At 64.3% G+C, this 18,584-nt stretch carries 21 protein-coding genes, 1 other RNA gene and 1 pseudogene; 10 read left to right on the forward strand and 13 right to left on the reverse strand.

The features are described from left to right. Positions 1-9: 9 nt before the first annotated feature. Positions 10-510 (reverse strand): 2-amino-4-hydroxy-6-hydroxymethyldihydropteridine diphosphokinase, encoded by a 501-nt coding sequence (folK, locus tag ACN9MX_RS03735; protein ID WP_363825589.1) that lies wholly within the window; start codon positions 508-510, stop codon positions 10-12. 23 nt (positions 511-533) lie between these two features. Between folK and ACN9MX_RS03740 the strand changes: the two genes are divergently transcribed. Further along, positions 534-1,190 (forward strand): uracil-DNA glycosylase, encoded by a 657-nt coding sequence (locus tag ACN9MX_RS03740; protein ID WP_363826614.1) that lies wholly within the window; start codon positions 534-536, stop codon positions 1,188-1,190. Positions 1,191-1,250: 60 nt separating this feature from the next. Here the strand turns inward: ACN9MX_RS03740 and aguB are convergent, their stop codons facing one another. The 6 genes from aguB to rpsD all read right to left on the reverse strand — a co-directional run bounded on the left by aguB (position 1,251) and on the right by rpsD (position 7,001). Further along, positions 1,251-2,099, reverse strand: a complete 849-nt coding sequence (gene aguB, locus ACN9MX_RS03745) for an N-carbamoylputrescine amidase (RefSeq protein WP_363734967.1) — start codon at positions 2,097-2,099, stop codon at positions 1,251-1,253. 10 nt (positions 2,100-2,109) lie between these two features. Further along, positions 2,110-2,463, reverse strand: a complete 354-nt coding sequence (locus ACN9MX_RS03750) for a DUF3147 family protein (RefSeq protein ID WP_363825592.1) — start codon at positions 2,461-2,463, stop codon at positions 2,110-2,112. After that, positions 2,464-3,447 carry an agmatine deiminase family protein gene (locus ACN9MX_RS03755; RefSeq protein WP_363754148.1) on the reverse strand — a complete coding sequence of 328 codons (984 nt, stop codon included), beginning with the start codon at positions 3,445-3,447 and terminating at the stop codon, positions 2,464-2,466. Between the two features lie 216 nt (positions 3,448-3,663). After that, positions 3,664-4,257, reverse strand: coding sequence for a hypothetical protein (locus tag ACN9MX_RS03760; protein ID WP_363735620.1), 594 nt, complete (start codon positions 4,255-4,257; stop codon positions 3,664-3,666). 296 nt (positions 4,258-4,553) lie between these two features. Next, positions 4,554-6,200 (reverse strand): M28 family peptidase, encoded by a 1,647-nt coding sequence (locus tag ACN9MX_RS03765; protein WP_363825595.1) that lies wholly within the window; start codon positions 6,198-6,200, stop codon positions 4,554-4,556. A gap of 186 nt (positions 6,201-6,386) precedes the next feature. Beyond that, positions 6,387-7,001: a 30S ribosomal protein S4 gene (rpsD, locus tag ACN9MX_RS03770; RefSeq protein ID WP_363734962.1), complete on the reverse strand. Its 615-nt coding sequence runs from the start codon at positions 6,999-7,001 to the stop codon at positions 6,387-6,389. A 180-nt stretch (positions 7,002-7,181) separates the two neighbouring features. Between rpsD and ACN9MX_RS03775 the strand changes: the two genes are divergently transcribed. Further along, complete coding sequence (locus ACN9MX_RS03775) at positions 7,182-7,478, forward strand: chorismate mutase (protein WP_363825598.1); 297 nt, start codon at positions 7,182-7,184, stop codon at positions 7,476-7,478. Between the two features lie 14 nt (positions 7,479-7,492). On the opposite strand, the pseudogene ACN9MX_RS03780 reads toward ACN9MX_RS03775, so the two are convergent. The 4 genes and pseudogenes from ACN9MX_RS03780 to rpiB all read right to left on the reverse strand — a co-directional run. Further along, positions 7,493-8,206, reverse strand: a pseudogene (locus tag ACN9MX_RS03780) (RNA methyltransferase); the annotation flags it as partial. 16 nt (positions 8,207-8,222) lie between these two features. Further along, entirely contained in the window at positions 8,223-8,684 is a 462-nt protein-coding gene (gene nrdR, locus ACN9MX_RS03785; protein ID WP_133654656.1) for a transcriptional regulator NrdR, read from the reverse strand. Positions 8,685-8,690: 6 nt separating this feature from the next. Then, positions 8,691-10,010: a serine hydroxymethyltransferase gene (glyA, locus tag ACN9MX_RS03790; protein ID WP_363825601.1), complete on the reverse strand. Its 1,320-nt coding sequence runs from the start codon at positions 10,008-10,010 to the stop codon at positions 8,691-8,693. 12 nt (positions 10,011-10,022) lie between these two features. After that, complete coding sequence (gene rpiB, locus ACN9MX_RS03795) at positions 10,023-10,460, reverse strand: ribose 5-phosphate isomerase B (RefSeq protein WP_363734958.1); 438 nt, start codon at positions 10,458-10,460, stop codon at positions 10,023-10,025. A gap of 102 nt (positions 10,461-10,562) precedes the next feature. Here rpiB and ACN9MX_RS03800 point away from each other — a divergent pair, with 102 nt between their 5' ends. Beyond that, positions 10,563-10,757, forward strand: a complete 195-nt coding sequence (locus tag ACN9MX_RS03800; RefSeq protein WP_363754156.1) for a hypothetical protein — start codon at positions 10,563-10,565, stop codon at positions 10,755-10,757. Here the strand turns inward: ACN9MX_RS03800 and ACN9MX_RS03805 are convergent. Then, positions 10,754-11,839, reverse strand: coding sequence for an HPP family protein (locus ACN9MX_RS03805; RefSeq protein WP_363734955.1), 1,086 nt, complete (start codon positions 11,837-11,839; stop codon positions 10,754-10,756). The genes ACN9MX_RS03800 and ACN9MX_RS03805 overlap by 4 nt on opposite strands. A 183-nt stretch (positions 11,840-12,022) precedes the next feature. Continuing rightward, on the reverse strand, positions 12,023-12,679 hold the full coding sequence (locus ACN9MX_RS03810; protein ID WP_133654661.1) for an alpha/beta hydrolase: 657 nt from the start codon (positions 12,677-12,679) through the stop codon (positions 12,023-12,025). 147 nt (positions 12,680-12,826) lie between these two features. Between ACN9MX_RS03810 and ACN9MX_RS03815 the strand changes: the two genes are divergently transcribed. The 7 genes from ACN9MX_RS03815 (at position 12,827) to ACN9MX_RS03845 (ending at position 18,557) form a co-directional block, all read left to right on the forward strand. Beyond that, positions 12,827-13,870, forward strand: a complete 1,044-nt coding sequence (locus ACN9MX_RS03815) for a cysteine desulfurase family protein (protein ID WP_363825603.1) — start codon at positions 12,827-12,829, stop codon at positions 13,868-13,870. After that, a complete protein-coding gene (locus tag ACN9MX_RS03820; protein ID WP_363825606.1) occupies positions 13,867-14,955 on the forward strand; it encodes a cysteine desulfurase family protein in 1,089 nt (362 codons plus the stop codon). Before ACN9MX_RS03815 ends, ACN9MX_RS03820 begins: the two co-directional genes overlap by 4 nt. Before the next feature lie 68 nt (positions 14,956-15,023). Continuing rightward, entirely contained in the window at positions 15,024-15,359 is a 336-nt protein-coding gene (locus ACN9MX_RS03825) for a 2Fe-2S iron-sulfur cluster-binding protein (protein WP_133654664.1), read from the forward strand. 14 nt (positions 15,360-15,373) lie between these two features. Then, the gene (gene blaSGM, locus ACN9MX_RS03830; protein WP_363826617.1) at positions 15,374-16,291 is read left to right on the forward strand and encodes an SGM family class A beta-lactamase; all 918 of its coding nucleotides are present in this window, start codon (positions 15,374-15,376) and stop codon (positions 16,289-16,291) included. A gap of 132 nt (positions 16,292-16,423) precedes the next feature. Then, positions 16,424-16,521, forward strand: an RNA gene (ffs, locus tag ACN9MX_RS03835) — signal recognition particle sRNA small type. 105 nt (positions 16,522-16,626) lie between these two features. Then, positions 16,627-18,237: a DNA polymerase III subunit gamma/tau gene (locus tag ACN9MX_RS03840; protein WP_363825608.1), complete on the forward strand. Its 1,611-nt coding sequence runs from the start codon at positions 16,627-16,629 to the stop codon at positions 18,235-18,237. Further along, complete coding sequence (locus tag ACN9MX_RS03845) at positions 18,234-18,557, forward strand: YbaB/EbfC family nucleoid-associated protein (protein WP_363734949.1); 324 nt, start codon at positions 18,234-18,236, stop codon at positions 18,555-18,557. The genes ACN9MX_RS03840 and ACN9MX_RS03845 overlap by 4 nt, the downstream gene beginning before the upstream one ends. Positions 18,558-18,584: the final 27 nt, after the last annotated feature.

The raw sequence follows: 18,584 nt of genomic DNA on the forward strand, positions 1-18,584 counted from the left end.
TGCGGCTGGTCAACCTCCAGAAATCGCTTTTCGCAAGCGGAAGCGCAAATGGCGGATCGAAAGCCGCGATACAGGGTCGCGCCATCCAGGCACGATGGCGTGCAGCGGTTCCAGCACGAAATCGCGGCTGCGAAAGTCTGGATGCGGTATGTGCAGCGACCGGCTGTTCCAGCGACCGCCGGACCAGAGAATGATGTCGATGTCCAGGCGCCTTGGCCCCCAGCGTCTGAACCGCCGCCGGCCAAGCATGCATTCTATCGCCTGCAATTGCGACAGCATCTCGTCGGGCGGCAGGCGGCTCTCCACCAGCAGCGCGCCATTGGCGAAGATCCGCCGCGACGGACCGATCGGCGGGGTCCGCATGACGGGTGCGACGTCGAGAACCTGGCCCAACGCCGCGATCCGGCGAACCGCCTCGTCCAGCAGGCGCGCGGGAGTCATCCGCGCCGAAAGAGCCCGGTTCGATCCCAAAGCGAGGGCGTAAAGATGACGAGCGCTTGTCTTGGCCATGGAGCAGCGCCTATCCCGTCGCCATGACGCTGAAAAGTCCTATCCCGCAAAGTGAAGCGCCGCATGATTGCCCGCTTTGTCCGCGACTGGCCGCTCTCCGGCAGCAGAATCGCGTCGATCATCCAGGCTGGTGGAATGCGCCGGTCCCGCTCTTCGGCGATCCGCTCGGCCGGATCGCGGTCGTCGGACTTGCGCCCGGCAAGATGGGCGCCAACCGGACGGGGCGCCCTTTTACCGGGGATGATGCCGGCGACCTGCTGTTCGCCACGCTGGGCAAATTCGGGCTTGCCGAGGGTGTTTATGATGCGCGGCCCGATGACGGCCTGACGCTGCGCAACGTCATCATTCTCAATGCCGTCAAATGCCTGCCGCCGCAGAACAAGCCGCTGCCGGATGAAATCCGCAACTGCCGGGCCTTCCTGAAGCCCGCCGTCGCGGCCTTGCCCCATGCGCACGTCTTCGTTGCCCTGGGCCAGATCGCGCACCAGTCCGTGGTGAAGGCGCTGGGTGGCAAGCTCCCCAAGGCGCGCTTCGCTCATCTGGCGGAGCATCGCATGCCCAGCGGCAGGATCGTCATCGATAGCTACCACTGTTCGCGATATAATCAGAACACCGGCCGCCTGACCGCCGACATGTTGGAGGCGGTGTTCGAAAGGGCGGTGGAACTGGCGGCGGGCTAGCCCGACTTCCATTCGGCCGAAACCGATCGCCGGTCAGGAAATCGCCCCAGCCGCCGCAGCCTATATGTCCTGCGCGATCCGCGCATAAAGCTCCGGCCGCCGGTCGCGGAAGAAGCCCATGCCGGCACGATGCTGGCGTGCCTGCGCCAGGTCCAGCGTCGCCACCAGCGCGCCATTGTCCTTGCCGTCGGCTTCCGCGGCAAAATCGCCCCACTCGTCGGTGATGAAGCTGTGGCCGTAGAATTTCTGGCCATCCTCCTCGCCGATGCGATTGGCGGCGATCACGGGCATGCAGTTGCTCACCGCATGGCCGATCATCGCCCGACGCCACATGCGGCTGGTGTCGAGATCGGCGTCATAAGGTTCGGACCCGATGGCCGTCGGATAGAAGAGCATCTCCGCCCCCATCAACGCCATCACCCGCGCTGTTTCCGGATACCATTGGTCCCAGCAGATGCCGACGCCGACGACGCCATATTTCGTGTTCCACACCTTGAACCCGCTATTGCCGGGGCGGAAATAATATTTCTCCTCATAACCCGGCCCGTCGGGAATGTGGCTCTTGCGATAAACGCCCATGATCTCGCCCTCATCGTCGATCATGGCGAGCGAATTGTAATGATGATGGCCGTCGCGCTCGAAGAAGCTGGCGGGGATATAGACGCCCTCCGCCTTCGCCACCTTGCGCATTTCCTGCACGGCGGGATGCTCGTCCAGGGGCAGGGCCCTGGCGAAGAGCTCCTCCTCCTCGACCTTGCAGAAATAGTGGCCTTCGAACAGTTCGGGCGGCAGGACGATCTTCGCGCCGCGCGCCGCTGCCTTGACCACATGGCCCGCGACCATTTCGATATTGTCCGCCCGATCGTCGGAAAAGGCGAGCTGGAGCGCGGCAACGGTAATCTTGGTCATCGGTTATACCCTAAAGACGAATGCCCATGCGGGCCGCAATGGCGACGGTCAGGAGATAGAGCAGGATCGTGACCGCGCAACCCGCGATCAGCGCGGGCGCGAAGGAAACGCCGCGGCGCAGCAGCATGGGGATCAGCAGGAACATGGGCAGGGAAGGGATGACGAAATAGAATGTGGCCTCCGCATGGCGGGCCATATTCTCCACGTCCGGCCTGTCGTTCCACAGCCATATCATCCCCAGCACCGAAATCAGCGGCAACGACGCGATCAGCGCGCCCAGCCCCGGATACCGCCGCGACACCACCGACACGATGGCGATGATGATCCCGGAAAGGAGCGCCCGCAGCGCCAGCATCGCGCTCATTCAGGCCGACGGCATCTGCTGGCTGCAACAATGGAAGCTGCCGCCGCCCGACAGGATCGCATCGCTGGGCAACCCGACAATCTCCCGATCAGGGAAGAAGGGTTTGAGGGCATCGAGAGCCGCCTGGTCATTGGGCTGGCCATAAATGGGCACGATGACGGCGGCATTGCCGACAAAGAAATTCATGTAGCTCGCCGGAATGGCCTCCCCATCCACGATCACCCGGCCGGGGGAGGGGATGGAGGCGATGTCGACCCCGAACGCCCTGGCCCGCGCCCACGCATCGGCATAGACGGCCGCATTGGGATCATCCTCCGTGCTCGCTTCGGGCAGGGCGAGCACCCCTGGCGCCACGAAGCGGGCCAGATTGTCGACATGCCCGTCGGTATGGTCGTTGAGCAGGCCGTCGCCCAGCCACAGCATGTCGGACAGCCCCAGCGATCCCGCCAGCAGGGTTTCGATCTTTCCCCGGTCCAGTTCGGGGTTGCGATTGGGGTTGAGCAGGCATTGCTCGGTCGTCACGAACAGGCCCGTGCCATCGGTGTCGACCGCGCCTCCTTCGAACACCCAATTCTGGGTCGATGTGGGCAATCCCGTCGTCGCCGCCAGCCGCGCGCCTATATCCTCGTCGCCCGGCATCCGATATTTGCCGCCCCAGCCGTTGAAGCCGAAGTCCACCAGCGCCCTTTCCCGGCCCCGCATCACCGCGATGGGTGCCGTATCGCGAAGCCACACATCGCCCAGTCTGTGCACGACAACGGCAACCCCAGGCGCCACCAGGGTGCGAGCGGCCTCCGCATCGCCCTCATTGGCGCAGACCAACCGCACCTCCTCGCCCTTGCCGCCGGCATGCAGCGCGCTGGCAAAATCAGCGATCTGCCGCCGCGCACCCTCGAACGCGCCGGGCCATTCCTCGGCAGAGGTGGGAAAGCCGATCCAGCTCCACTCGTGCGGCGCCCATTCGGCGGGCATACGGAAAGTCATCGGCCTGGCTCCTGATTGCAAGCTGTCCTCCGCGCCCTCTACAGGATCGCGTTACGCATTCCAGAGGCATTATGAAGAACGGCCTATTTGGGTGGGAAGGGGACCCGTTGAAGGAACACGACAGCGTTTGCGGAAATGGGTGGATGGCGGAATGTCGGCTTTCGGATCACCAGCCCGCATAAGCTGACGCCTACCAAATACGCAAATCTCCGATTTTTAACGGTCTTGACGATTTGTTTCGTTGCCTATGAAGCCCAACGGATAACCAGAAACCTCAGCGGCGTTGGTAAGGCACCAGAGTGTTTCTTCATCCAGCGCGCCAGAAGCCAGTATGCTGGCTTTGAATGTCGCCATACCATTTAACGGCTGAAGAACTCCCGCAGCCTTTGGCCCGCAAAGTTGCTCAAGAGAGTGAGCGAACGCTACTTCGTCAGTGCTATTGGCGTCATATGTTGGCAGGCCTGAAAGCAACCCTCTCTTATCCAGCCATGCCCGCGCATCAATCTTTGCCTGTTTGCGCGATAAGTCCCAGTATATTGACTGATACGCCTGCTCTACAGGCGGAACAAACGTGACGTAATAGCTTGTAGCAAGTGAGGCGCGGGCCGCACATTGTAGCTGGTTATCTGAGATTGGGGCTTCGTCCAGAACTTCGACCACTTCTTCTTGAAGTGTGTCGTCGAATTTCGAATGGACCTTTCTGAAGCCGCATTCTGCGACCTTTGCCGCAGCGACTTCCGGCTTTACCAAGACCGGCGGCGTGTCAAACGCACCGGCTAACAACATTATTCCAATCACTAACGTCTTCATTGGGGCGTTGTGCCTGAACGGAAATAGGTCCGCAACTGGTCGACAGCCGCGGGAAGATCAACCATGACATCCCGCTCATGATGCGTGCCCAATCGGCAACAATGGGTTCAAAAAACATCCTATTTCTTCAACGGAACGTAATCCGACCTGTCCTACTCGGTGTCGGCCAGACTATCGCGGCATCGCTCTTTGAAACGTCCGACAGATTGTTTCGTCACGCATACGCGCGCGCAGGCACGCGCGCGCATATGGTGTGAACTTCGGCGCGACATTTTGTAAAAAATGGAGGAAAACCGTTATTTCCCCGCTCGGCTCCTGTCGCGGATTGCCCGGAACTCGTCGCCCGGCATCCAATTGGGCCAATCGGTCGTATTCGCCAGCGCACGCCCCACATCATAATAGAGCTTCAGGTCCGCCTTCACCCCGCTCCAATCCCATTTGGGATCATATTCATCCTTGGGGCCGTGATAATGATGCTCCTCATAATCCTTCGCGGCCCTGGCGCCCGCCGCGGGGCCGCCCTTCACCAGATCCTGGCCGCCTTCGAAATAGAGCATCGGCACGCCATGCTTGGCGAAGCTGAAATGGTCGGAGCGATAGTAAAAGCCCTTTTCCGGCGTCGGCTCCAGGCTGGCCACCCGTTTTTGCGCCGCCAGCGCGCGGTCGAGATAGGCATCGAGCTGTGACTTGCCCTTGCCGATCACCACGACATTCTTCGCAAGGCCCGCCATGCTGAGCGCGTCCATATTGACCCCGCCGACCGTCCGGCTGAGCGGAAACACGGGATGATCGCCATAATAGGCTGACCCCAGCAGGCCCGATTCCTCGGCCGTCACGGCCAGGAAAACCTGGCTGCGGTCGGTCGGTCCGGCCTTCACATTGGCTTCTGCCAGAGCCACCAGCGCCGCCGTCCCGGTCGCATTGTCGATGGCCCCGTTGCAGATGTCGTCGCCGTCGGGCGCTGCCTCGCAATGGCCCAGATGATCCCAATGCGCCGCATAGAGGACATATTCGTCAGGTCGGGCCTTGCCGGGGAGCAGCGCCACGACATTTTTCGAGCTATGTTTGCGGATGGCATTGTCGAACGAGACGCTGGCCTTCACATTCCTGAGCGGAACCGCCCTGAAGCCACGCTTCCTCGCCGCCGCCATCAGCGTGTCGAGGTTCAGGCCCGCACTTGCCATCAGCGCCGCGGCCTTGTCCTTCTGGATCCATCCTATGGCGGCCGACTGGTTGGCATTGCCATTGGCGCTGTCGGCGACATGCTGGGCGCCGGTCCAGCTCGACTGTACGACATTCCAGCCATAGGCGGCGGGCACGGTATCATGCACGATGATCGCCGCCGCCGCGCCCTGCCGGGCGGCCTCCTCGAACTTGTAGGTCCAGCGGCCATAATAGGTCATCGCCCGCCCGTTGAACGGGCCGCGCAGCGTCGGGGTCTGGTAATCGGGATCGTTCACCAGGATGACGACCGTCTTGCCCTTCACATTGATGCCGGCATAATCGTTCCACTTCTTTTCCGGCGCATTGATGCCATAGCCGACGAAGACGACCGGGCTGTCCTTCACATCGATGTGCGGCTGGCCGGTGCGGTAGGTGGCGATCACCATTTCAGGCCCGTAACTGGCCGAAACTGCCGTCTTTCCGCCGGTGAAGCGCAGCGGCGACACATTCTTCGCGTCGATCTCGACCAGGGGCACGTCCTGGAACCAGCTTCCCTTGTTGCCGGGCTTCAGCCCCAGGGCCTCGAAACGCTGCACCAGATAGGCGAGGGTCTTCTCCTCCCCCACCGTTCCCGGCGCGCGGCCTTCATAGGCGTCGGAGGATATCTCCTTGACCACTTCCTTCATCGTCTCGATCGAAGGACCGCCGACGGAGGAGGCCGCCATCGCCGCGCCCCCACTGGCAAGGGCGATGAGAGAGGTGAGGAAAAGCGCGCGCATGGCAAGGCCTTTGAAAAGACTGCGAATGCGCCGTTGATGCCAGTTGGCCGGCCATCAAACAAGCGGGGAGGGCAAACAAGCTGGATGGGCAAACAAACGGAGCGCTCCAACAAGCCGGGCGGGCAAATAAAAAAGGCGGCCCCGAAGGACCGCCTTCCTGAATGTCTCGCCGGAAGCGAAACCGGATCAGCGCGAATAGAATTCGACGACCAGATTGGGTTCCATCTTCACCGGATAGGGCACTTCGTCCAGCGTCGGCACGCGGACATAGGTGACCTTGGCAGCGCCATCCGCGACGACATAGTCGGGGATGTCACGCTCGGGCAGGCTCTGGGCTTCCAGGACCAGCGCCATTTCCTGCGCCTTCTTGCCCAGGGTGATCTCATCGCCCGGCTTCACCAGGCGCGACGCGATGTTGCACTTCACGCCGTTCACATAGACGTGGCCATGCGAAACCAGCTGGCGCGACGACCAGATGGTCGGGGCGAACTTGGCGCGATAGACGACGGCGTCCAGACGGCGCTCCAGCAGGCCGATCAGGTTCTGGCCGGTGTCGCCCTTCATGCGCGCGGCTTCGGTGTAGTTCTTCTTGAACTGCTTTTCGGTGATGTCGCCATAATAGCCCTTCAGCTTCTGCTTGGCGCGCAGCTGAATGCCATAGTCGGACATCTTGCCCTTGCGGCGCTGGCCGTGCTGGCCGGGGCCATATTCACGCTTGTTGACCGGGCTCTTCGGGCGGCCCCAGATGTTCTCGCCCATGCGGCGGTCGAGTTTGTACTTTGCGCTTGAACGCTTCGACATGATATGGTCCTAGACAATTGCTTCAACGTTGTTCCCGGTATCGCCTGCGATCCGTATTTCAGGGGCAGGGCCACCGCTTCACCGGGATGCGGAGCCAATCGCGAAGCGGCGCCTATGGCGAAGGGCGCGGGGCATGTCAACCCTCGACAGCCTGGCGTTCCGGCCTTAGGTGAGCGGGCCATGAACCCCGAAAGCTACACGACCATGGCCGAAGTCCGCGCGGGCGTGGATGAACTCGACCGCCAGCTTGTCGCCCTGCTTGCCCGCCGTTTCGCTCATATGCGCGCCGCTGCCCGCATCAAGCCGGATCGCGGCGCCGTCCGTGACGAAGCGCGCAAGGCGGAGGTCATAGCCAATGCACAGGCCGAAGCAGAGCGTCTCGGCATCCCCGCCGATGTGGTCGGGGCGCTGTGGGAAACGTTGGTCGAAGCGTCGATCGCTTATGAAATGAACGAGTTCGATCGGCTCAGGAGCTAGAATCGCAACGTAGTTCAGCGCGCGCGGGGATGGCCCAGTGCGGACAGGACGCCGCGCAAGGTCCGAACCTCAAGATGGTTCCAGCCGGGCTTGGTCAGCAGGTTCCGCAGGGTTCGCTTGGTCGCAGGCGCCCGGTCCGGCGGGAAGAAATAGCCGGCCCCTTCCAGCAGCGTCTCGAACTGCGCGATCATCCCCTCCAGCTCCGCCTGCGGCGCCGGCTCGCCCAGATCGACCACGGTCGGCTGCTCCAGCAAAGCCTGTTTCGACCACTCATAGGCGCACAGGATCACCGCCTGCGCCAGGTTGAGCGATCCGAATTCCGGATTGATCGGCACCGTCAATATCTTCCGCGCCAGCGCCACATCCTCGGTCTCCAGCCCCGATCGCTCAGGCCCAAAGACGAAAGCGGATCGTCCCGCGGCGCCGTGGATTTCCCGTGCCGCCTCTTCGGGCGTCACAACAGGCTTGGTCACGCCCCGCTTGCGCACGGTCGTCGCATAGACATGCGCGCAATCGGCCACGGCGTCGGCCAGCGTCTCGAACACCTCCGCCTGGTCCAACACCGCATCGGCGCCTGCCGCAGACGGCCCGGCATCGGGATTGGGCCAACCGTCGCGAGGCGACACCAGCCGCATTTCGGTCAGCCCGAAATTCAGCATGGCCCGCGCCGCCTTGCCGATATTCTCGCCAAGCTGCGGGCGAACGAGCACGATGACAGGGGGAGGGGGAGAGTCGGCCAGAGCCTCAATCACTCCCCACCTCCTTCACCGTGGAGGCGAAATCCTCGAAATCCCGCGCATCGGTGAAGTCCTTGTACACGCTGGCGAAGCGGATATAGGCGACGCTGTCGAGGCGTTTCAGCCCTTCCATCACCATCTCCCCGATGGCGCGTGCAGGAACCTCGCCGTCGCCCGAAGTCTCCAGTTGCCGCTGGATGCCGGAAATCAGCTTCTCCAGCCGGCTTGGATCGATCGGCCGTTTTCGGGAGGCGATGCCGATGGAGCGCGCCAGCTTGTCGCGGTCGAAGGCTTCCTTGCGCCCCTCGCTCTTCACCACCCAGATATCGCGAAGCTGAATCCGCTCGAAGGTGGTGAAGCGCGCACCGCAGGCCTCGCACTGACGCCGGCGGCGGATGGCGGCGCCATCCTCCGTCGGGCGGCTGTCCTTCACCTGGCTGTCGTCATGGGCGCAGAAGGGGCAACGCAAGGGCGCTTACCCTTCGTAGATCGGGAAGCGGGCGCAGAGGGCGGAAACGCGCTCGCGGACAATGGCTTCCACGGCGGCATCGCCATGCTCGCCATGATCGCGCAGCCCTTCCAGAACATCCGCGATCATGTCGCCAATCGCCTCGAACTCCGCAACGCCGAACCCGCGCGTCGTTCCCGCAGGGGAACCGACCCGTATACCGCTGGTCTTGGTCGGCGGCAGCGGGTCGCCCGGCACACCATTCTTGTTGCAGGTGATGAAGCTGCGCTCCAGCGCCTCGTCCGCATCCTTGCCCGAAATGCCATAGGGGCGCAGGTCGATCAGGGCGAGGTGCGTGTCGGTGCCGCCGGAAACGACCGCCAGGCCGCGCTGCTCCAGCTTTGAGGCCAGCGCCTTCGCATTGGTGACGATCGCCTGGGCGTAGGTCCTGAATTCAGGCCGCAGCGCTTCGCCGAAGGCGACCGCCTTCGCCGCGATCACATGCATCAGCGGCCCGCCCTGAAGGCCGGGGAACACCGCCGAATTGATCTTCTTCGCAATGGCCTCGTCATCGGTCAGGATCATGCCGCCACGCGGGCCACGCAGCGTCTTGTGCGTGGTGGTGGTCACGACATGGGCGTGGCCGAAGGGCGTCGGATGCGCACCGCCGGCCACCAAGCCTGCAAAATGGGCCATATCCACCATCAGCAGTGCGCCGACCTTGTCCGCGATCGCGCGGAAGCGGGCGAAGTCGAGGTGGCGGGGATAGGCCGAACCGCCCGCGATGATCAGCGTCGGCTTGGCCTCGATCGCCTGCGCCTCCAGCGCGTCATAGTCGATGAGGTGAGTATCCTCGCGCACGCCATATTGCACGGCATTGTACCATTTGCCCGACAGCGCGGGCTTGGCGCCATGGGTCAGGTGCCCGCCGGCATCCAGCGACAGGCCCATGATGGTGTCGCCCGGCTTCGTCAGCGCCAGCATCACCGCGCCGTTCGCCTGAGCGCCCGAATGGGGCTGCACATTGACGAAGCCGCAATTGAAGATTTCCTTCGCCCGGTCGATGGCCAGCTGCTCGACTTCATCGGAAGGCGCGCAGCCCTGATAATAGCGCTTGCCCGGATAGCCTTCGGCATATTTGTTGGTGAAGACGCTGCCCTGCGCCTCCAGCACCGCCCTGGACACGATATTTTCCGAAGCGATCAGCTCGATCTGGTTCTGCTCGCGCTTCAGTTCCCTGGTGACGCCCGCGAAGACCGCCGGATCGGCTTCGGCAAGGTTGCGCGTGAAATAGCCTTCGGAACGAATGTCCGACAGGGCGGGCTGGGTGAGGGCGGCGGTGCTCATAGGGCAGGCTCCTTAAAGCGCGGGCTGGGAGAGTTTCTCGACACGGCCGGCATGGCGGCCACCGCCGAAATCGGTGGAAAGAAAGGCGGAGACGCAGGCCTTGGCCATGTCCACGCCGGTCAGGCGCGCGCCCATGGCCAGGACGTTGGCGTCATTATGCTCGCGGCTGAGCGCGGCCGACAGCGGCTCCGACACCAGCGCGCAGCGACAGGCGGGGTTGCGATTCACGGCAATGGAAATGCCGATGCCCGATCCGCACAGCGCGATGCCGCGTTCGGCAGCACCCGAAGCCACCGCCGTCGCGAGCTTGTAACCAAAGTCGGGATAATCCACCCGGTCCGCAGTCGCCGGACCCAGATCGTCGACCTCATGCCCTTCAGCGCGCAGCCAATCGGCAAGTTCCGCCTTCAGATCGACGGCGGCATGGTCGGAGGCGATAGCGATTTTCACGGCAAATTCGTCCTGTCACGCAAAAGGTGATTCGTTCCCGCGCCTCATAGGGGCTGATCCGCGATATTGCCACAGTCCACCCGCCCACCTATGGCCTGCTTCATGGCTGGCACGATTTTATCGATATTGATGCTCGCGGGCATGGCGCTGACCGGCGGCGGCATATACGCCATCGCGAAGCGGGGCGACCGCAAGCGTGGCACGCTGATGATCCTGGCCGGGCTGGTGATGTTCGCCAATGTCGCCATTTCCGCCATTCCGGGGCCGGACCTGTCGCTGCCGGGACATGGTCGCTAGGCGCGAAGTGCCACCGCGGTCAGCAAATCAGTCTGGGTAATCAGGCCGCACAGCATCCGGTCGTCGTCCACCACAATCGCCTCGCGCCGCGCTCCGCCGGTCAGGGGCCGCAGCAGCGCCGCCACCGGCGTATCGGCATGCACCACGTAGGGCGCAGAGGCGATGTCGCGCACCCGCTCCCCCTGGCGCGCCAGGTCCAGGGGTCCGACCACGCCCTGCACGCGCCCGGATCTGTCCAGCACCGGCAAGGACAATAGCTGCCTCAGGTGGAGCAGTTCCCGCGCCTCGGCCACCGGCCGGTCTTCTTGGACGGAGATGACGTCCCGCGACATGATCTCTCCGCATGTCAGCCGGCCATGCGCCCGTTCGGCGGCGCGCATTTCCGCGTCATGCAGAACCATCTGCAAATCGGCCGCATCCACGTCCAATGTCTCGCCATAGGCGTGCAACGCCTCCTCGACGTCCTGTTCCGACGGCGTGCGCAGGACCGGCACAGGATCGCTGGTGCCATGGGCGCTGGACGCCTTCGGCACGATATGCGGATAATTATGTCCGGCTATCCGATGGAAGATGATCGCCACCGTCACCAGCAACGCGGTGTTCACCGCTACTGGCACAAAAGCGAACATATAGCCGGGCGCCCCGTGGGTGGCGCCCAGCACCGTCGACAGTGCTACCGCTCCACCCGGAGGATGAAGGCACCGGAAGAGCGACATCGCACCAATTGCGCAACCCACGGCCAATGCGGCGGCGATGGTGGGATCGGGTATTAGTTTCGCCACGGTGATCCCGGCCAGGGCCGACACCACATTGCCGCCAAAGACCGACCATGGCTGGGCCAGCGGACTGGCCGGCACGGCAAAGAGCAGCACGGCCGAGGCGCCCATGGGCGCAACCAGCAGCGGGTGGGCGATCCCGTTACCCAGCATCAGCCCGCACAGCAGGCCGGTAATGGCGATGCCGCCAATGGCGCCGCTCGCCGCCTTCAACCGATCCAGAAAACCCGGCCCCGCCGGAGCGGGAACGAAGGCGCTGTAATAACGGCTCCAGATCAGCCGGGATTCATTCTTCTGCTCACTCATCGCGCTTGGCGGCTAGATCGCACAGACCATCAGGCCAAGCGCAAAATTCCTCTGCCACCTCAACCCCAACTTCTCAGCGCCAGCTTCCCTCTCGCGTGCGGGACCGTTGCAGGGCCTGACCCAAGGCGCGAAAAGAAAAGGGGCCGCCGGAGCAGCCCCTGAAACTTCAGCATCGGGCCGGGCTCACCGAATGGGCGAATCGGGCGACAGGCGCATGTCGAGATAGTTGTCGACCGACTTCATGAGCTGCTCCAGCTCATGCTCGAAAAAGTGGTTTGCGCCACGGATTTCGTCATGATGGATGGTGATGCCCTTCTGCGTGCGCAGCTTGTCGACCAGCTTCTGCACCGCGCTTGCCGTCACGACCTCGTCCGCCGTCCCCTGCACGATGATGCCGGAGGAGGGGCAGGGCGCCAGGAAGGAGAAGTCATACATGTTGGCCGGCGGCGCGACCGAGATGAAGCCCCGAATTTCCGGACGGCGCATCAACAGTTGCATGCCGATCCACGCGCCGAAGGAAAATCCGGCGATCCAGGTGGTCTGGGCCTCCGGATGGAAGCTCTGCACCCAGTCGAGCGCGGCGGCGGCATCCGACAATTCGCCAATGCCGTTGTCGAACGTGCCCTGGCTGCGTCCCACGCCCCGGAAGTTGAAGCGCAACGTCGCGAAGCCGCGCCGCACAAAGGTCTTGTAGAGCGCCTGGGTGATGCGGTCGTTCATCGTGCCGCCGCCCTGGGGATGCGGATGAAGGATCATCGCGACCGGCGCGCGGGGGCGGGGCGGGGGGCTGAAGCGGCCTTCGAGACGGCCTTCGGGTCCGGGGAAAATAACGTCGGGCATGGCACCTGTTATGGTTCTGGGCAGCCCGACCCAAAACAGGGCGGGCCGCGAATGGAGGGGGCGCAGCAGCCAGCGCTGGCGCTGCGCGACAGACCGCCTATATAGAAGTCGCCACCATTTCCGCAATCAATGAGTCTTCCCAGATCCGTGGCTTCCAACCGTCTCTATCTGGATCATGCCGCCACCACGCCGATCCTGCCCCAGGCGAGGGCAGTGATGGTCGAGGCGCTGGCGAACTGGTCCAATCCATCCAGCCCGCATGGCGATGGCCGCGCCGCCCGTGCCGCGCTGGAGGATGCGCGGCGGCGCATCGGAGCCGCGCTGGGATGGGGCGGGCACATCATCTTCACCTCCGGCGCGAGCGAAGCGATCGCCATCGCGCTCGGCCGCGTCAAGGCGGACCGAGTCCTGAACTCGCCGGTGGAGCATGATTCGGTCCTGCGCGTCACCCCGCATGCCGAACGGTTGCAGGTGGACGCGAATGGGCTTCTTCGTCTTTCCCGCCGGCACGGGGATGAAGGGCGCAAGATCATCCTCGCCATCCAGCACGTCAACAATGAGACCGGCGTCATCCAGCCTCTCGACGCGCTCGACCGTGAAGGCGCGCTCCTCTTCGCGGACTGCGCCCAGAGCGCGGGCAAGCTTCCCCTCCCCGATGCCGACATGATCGCGATCAGCGCGCATAAATTCGGCGGCCCTCCGGGCATAGGCGCGCTGCTGATCAAGGATCTTGCCCTGATCCATCCCAGCGGCGGCCAGGAACAGGGCTATCGCCCCGGCACCGAAAACCTGCCCGCCATCCTCGCCATGGCGGCGGCGCTGGAGGCGCGCGAGGACTGGCTGCCCAAAGCGGCGACCCTTCGCGCCAGGCTGGACGCCGCCATCGAGGCATCCGGCGGCGAGATCGTCGCTCGCGACGCCCCGCGCATCCCTGCCATCGCCAGCTACCGCATGCCCGGCCTGTCCGCTCGCGCCCAACTCATCCAGTTCGACCTTGCGGGCATTTCCGTTTCGGCGGGCAGCGCCTGTTCTTCGGGCTCGCTCAAGACCAGCCATGTCCTCCACGCCATGGGATGGGACGATGCGCAGGCGGGCGAAGTCGTCCGCGTCAGCTTCGGCCCGGATACCGGCGAGGCGGAGGTGGATCGCTTCGCCGCGGCCTGGACATCGATGGCGGCGCGGGCGCGATGACGATCTATCTCGATTATCAGGCGACGACGCCTCTCGCGCCCGAAGCTTTCGACGCGATGGTTCCGCTGCTCCGCGGCCAGTTCGCCAATCCGCACAGCCCCCACCGGCTGGGCCGGGCGGCCACCGCGCAGGTGGAGCTGGCCCGCGCGGAAATCCTGAGGCTGCTGCCGGAGGGCGGGCGCCTGATCTTCACCTCCGGCGCGACGGAAGCGCTAAACCTGGGCATTCAGGGCGCACCGGCGGGCGGCATCGTCACCATCGCGACCGAACATGCCGCTGTCCTCGACACGGTCGACGCGCTGCGCAGGACCGGGCGGGACGTCACGATCCTGCCGGTTCGCCATGACGGCATCGTCGACCTTGAAGAGGCAGCCAGGGCGATCCGGCCCGGCACGGCGCTCGTCGCGGCCATGCTGGTCAACAACGAGATCGGCGTTATCCAGCCTGTCGCCGAACTCGCGGACCTTGCGCGCACGGCTGGCGCGCTGTTTCTCTGCGACGCCGTTCAGGGCTATGGCCGGGTGCCTGTCCCATCCCGATGCGACATGATCGCGATCAGCGCCCACAAGATCCATGGGCCCAAGGGCGTCGGTGCGCTCTGGCTGCGCGACGACGTGGCCCTGGCGCCCATCATCCACGGCGGCGGGCAGGAGGGTGGCCTGCGTTCGGGTACCCTTTCGCCGGCCCTGTGCGCCGGCTTCGGCGTCGCTGCGCGGCTGATGCGTGAACGGGCGGAAAGCGACCGCCTTCATGTGGAATCGCTCTGGACCGCTGCTCGCGATCTCTTCTCCCAATGGACGCTCAACGGCAGCGAAAATTTGCGCTATCATGGCAATCTGAACCTCCGTCGTTCAGGAGTCGACGGTGCGCGGCTGTTGTCGGAATGCCGTGATGTCGCTTTTTCGCTCGGCAGCGCTTGCGCAAGTGGGTCCGGGCGGCCTAGCCATGTTCTGCGCGCACTCGGCCTTTCAGATGCGGAGGCGCGCGGATCGGTGCGGATCGGCTTTGGCCGGTACACGACGCTGACCGAATTGGAGGATGCTGCGGAAACAATGAACAGGGCAGCCCAAATATGGGCGCCTTGAGGCATGGTGCGGAAAAGCGGAAAACCGTTTGCGCCCCATGTGACACCATAAAGCGGGGAACGCATATCATGACCAGGGTCGTCTTCGTCAGCGCCGATGGAGAGCATAAGCAGGAGGTCGAAGCGCCGACGGGCGCCGTGCTGCTGGAGGTCGCGCAGGCCGCAGGCCAGCCGCTCGAAGGCACTTGCGAGGGGCAGATGGCCTGCTCGACATGCCATGTCATCGTCGACGCCGCAGATTTTCCGAAGCTCAAGCGGGCGAGCGAGGATGAGGAAGACATGCTGGACCTTGCCGCCGCCGCTACCCGCACCAGCCGGCTGTCCTGCCAGATCGTACTGGACGAAAAGCTCGACAGCCTGACGGTCCGCATTCCGGGCGAATCCTACAATATGCAGGGAATGTGAGCTTGCCAAAACGCTTGATCCCTGCGGTTCTGCTGCTCGCCGCGCCGGCGTCCGCGCAGCAGGAAACCCCGCGACCATCGCTCCTGCCGCCCGCCCCTCGCTATATAATAAGCGAATCCGCGCTGGCGTCTGTCCGCAATCCCAAGGAGATTGAGAGCGCGACCGGCGGCCGGCTGGGCGTGGCGCTGGTGGACAGCAAGGGCGCGTTGATGCTGGGCTTCAACCCGCACGAGCGCTTCGCCATGTGTTCGACCTTCAAGGCACCGCTCGCCGCTGCCGTGCTGACCGGCGCGGAAGGCGGCAAGTTCGGGCTGGAGGGACAGATCAGCTTCAGCAAGGCCGATCTTCTGGATTATGCCCCTGTCGTGAAGGCGAACCTCAAGCGCGGCCGCATGTCGATGGAGGAACTGGCGGCGGCAGCGGTCGAGGTCAGTGACAACAGCGCGGCCAACCTGTTGCTGCCCATGGTCGGCGGGCCGGAAGGCCTGACCCGTTTCATCCGCGCCCATGGCGACATGGTGACCCGGCTCGATCGTAACGAGCCGTCGCTCAATCAGAATGTCGAGGGCGACGAGCGCGATACGACCAGTCCGGCCGCCATGGCCGGCCTGATGGGCCGCCTGATCTTTCGCGACCTCGCGCCGGCCAGTGCCGAAAAGCTGCGCGGCTGGCTCGATGCCAGCACAACCGGGGCCAATCGGATCAAGGCAGGCCTGCCCAAGGGCTGGACCTCGGGCAGCAAGACCGGAAGCTGCGGCACCGCCTATAATGACGTGGCGCTGGTGAAGGCGCCGTCGGGCGAAGAATATATCCTCGCCATCTATCTCGATCACCCGACGGTGGATGCGAAGGCCGCCGAAGCCGCCATCGCCGAAACGGCGCGCGCCGCGCTTGATTTTGTGGGGAAGGCGCAGAAGACGGGATTGGAATAAGCCGGCGAGAAGGCGCGCGACCATCGTTTCAGGAACCATCCTGCTCCTGCAAAGGCAGGAACATGTCTCATTTGGAAGCTGCAACGATTGCGCCACCCCTTGCCATCCCTTCCACCTTTCGCCATATGCCGCGCCGGGAGTCGGGCGGGCGTAGTCGTCGCGAACCTGGTCAGGTCCTGACGGAAGCAGCCACAGTGATTTCGCTGCGGGTCGTTCCGGCTCCCACCTCCATCCAAATTCCGTTCGGCCCGGGCTTGTCAAAGCCCTGTTCTTTTCTTTCCACGAAGTCAGGACAGCGCTTCGACAAGCCCGGCGCGAACGGTTAGAACGTCGAAATGTCCGATTCCCCCCAGCCCTATCGCGTGCTCGCGCGCAAATACCGCCCGCGCAATTTCCGGGAACTGATCGGGCAGGACGCGATGGTGCAAACGCTCGGCAACGCGATCCGGCGTGGACGCCTGGCCCACGCCTTCCTGATGACCGGCGTGCGCGGCGTGGGGAAAACCTCGACCGCGCGCCTGATTGCCAAGGCGCTGAACTGCATCGGCCCCGACGGGCAGGGCGGCCCCACCATCGATCCCTGCGGCGTCTGTGAGCCATGCAGGGCGATTGCGGAAGGTCGCCATATCGACGTGGTCGAAATGGACGCCGCCAGCCATACCGGCGTCGACGATGTGCGGGAGATCATAGAGGCCGTGCGCTACGCCGCGGTCTCGGCCCGCTACAAGATCTACATCATCGACGAAGTCCATATGCTCTCGAAGAACGCCTTCAACGCGCTTCTGAAGACGCTGGAGGAGCCGCCGGCGCATGTGAAATTCCTCTTCGCCACGACGGAGGTGAACAAGGTGCCGGTGACGGTGCTGTCGCGATGCCAGCGTTTCGACCTGCGCCGAATCCCCGCCGAACTGCTGGCCGCCCATTTCGCCCATGTGGTGGAGGCGGAATCGGTCGCCGCCGAACCCGATGCGCTGGCGCTGATCGCCCAGGCTGCCGAGGGTTCCGCGCGGGATGGCCTGTCGATCCTGGATCAGGCCATCGCCCATGCCGAAATGGGTGACGGCGCCCCGCTCGTCACAGCCCTGCAGGTCCGCGACATGCTGGGTCTTTCGGACCGGGGGGCCACGCGCCGTCTCCTGGGCCTGCTGCTGGAGGGGGACACCGGCGCGCTGCTGGGCGCGGTGCGTGACCAATATGCGCTGGGGGTCGAGCCGCTTTCGCTGATGCGCGGCCTGCTGGAACTGGTTCATGCGGTTACGCTGGTGAAGGCTGGCCGCGACATCGCCAGTCCGGGCCAGTCGGCGGAGGAGCGCGAGGCTTTGGCCGATTGGGCGTCGCAACTCGGCTTCGCGCAGCTTCACCGCCTCTGGCAGTTGCTGCTGAAGGGCCATGACGAGGTCGCCAGCGCCACCCTGCCGATCGAAAGCTGTGAAATGGCGCTGCTGCGGGTGATGCATGCCGCAACCATGCCCGATCCGGGAGAGATCGCACGCCTGCTCCGCACTGGCGCGTCCGCTGCTGCTGATCCGGGTCAGGCGCCGGTTGTCGGCCCTGTCGGCTCGCCCGCCGCGAAGCTGCCAGGCAGTTTTGAGGATCTGATCGAGGCCTTCTGGCAACGGGGCAAGGGGCAATTGGCGCAGGAACTGCACGATTGCATCGGCCTTGTCCGTTATGCCGCGCCGGAACTGGATTACGTCCCGACGCCCTCCCTGCCGTCCGACTTCCTCGCCCGCCTGAACCCGGCGCTGCGCGAGGTGACCGGCACGGCCTGGCGCGTCAGCGCGGTCGACGGTCCCGCCGCGCCGACGCTGCAGGAACAGGACATGCGCAAGGCGGCGGACGCCCGCGCAGAAATCATGGAAACCCCGGTGGTCAAGGCGGCGCTCGCCGCTTTCCCCGATGCCGAGCTTGGCAATGAGCTCGAACAATGGAGCGCAGAGCGATGAAGGATCTGAACGAAATATTGGGCATGGCGAACCGCGTGCAGGAGGAACTGCAACGCGCCCAGGAAAATCTCGACAAGCTGGAAGTCGAGGGCAGCGCCGGCGGCGGGCTGGTGAAGGTCCGCGCTTCGGCCAAGGGGCGCATATTGGGCGTCGCCATCGACGACAGCCTGCTTGCCGTATCGGAAAAGCAGATGTTGGAAGATCTCATCACCGCCGCGTTCAACGATGCGCGCAAGAAGGCGGACGAAGTCTCCAGCGCCGAAATGGGCAAGATGACCGCCGGCCTGCCTCTGCCGCCCGGCTTCAAACTGCCTTTCTGATCGCAGCGATGCCGGGGATCAGCCTTT

Source organism: Sphingobium sp. R-21, assembly GCF_049913335.1.
Classification (GTDB): domain Bacteria; phylum Pseudomonadota; class Alphaproteobacteria; order Sphingomonadales; family Sphingomonadaceae; genus Sphingobium.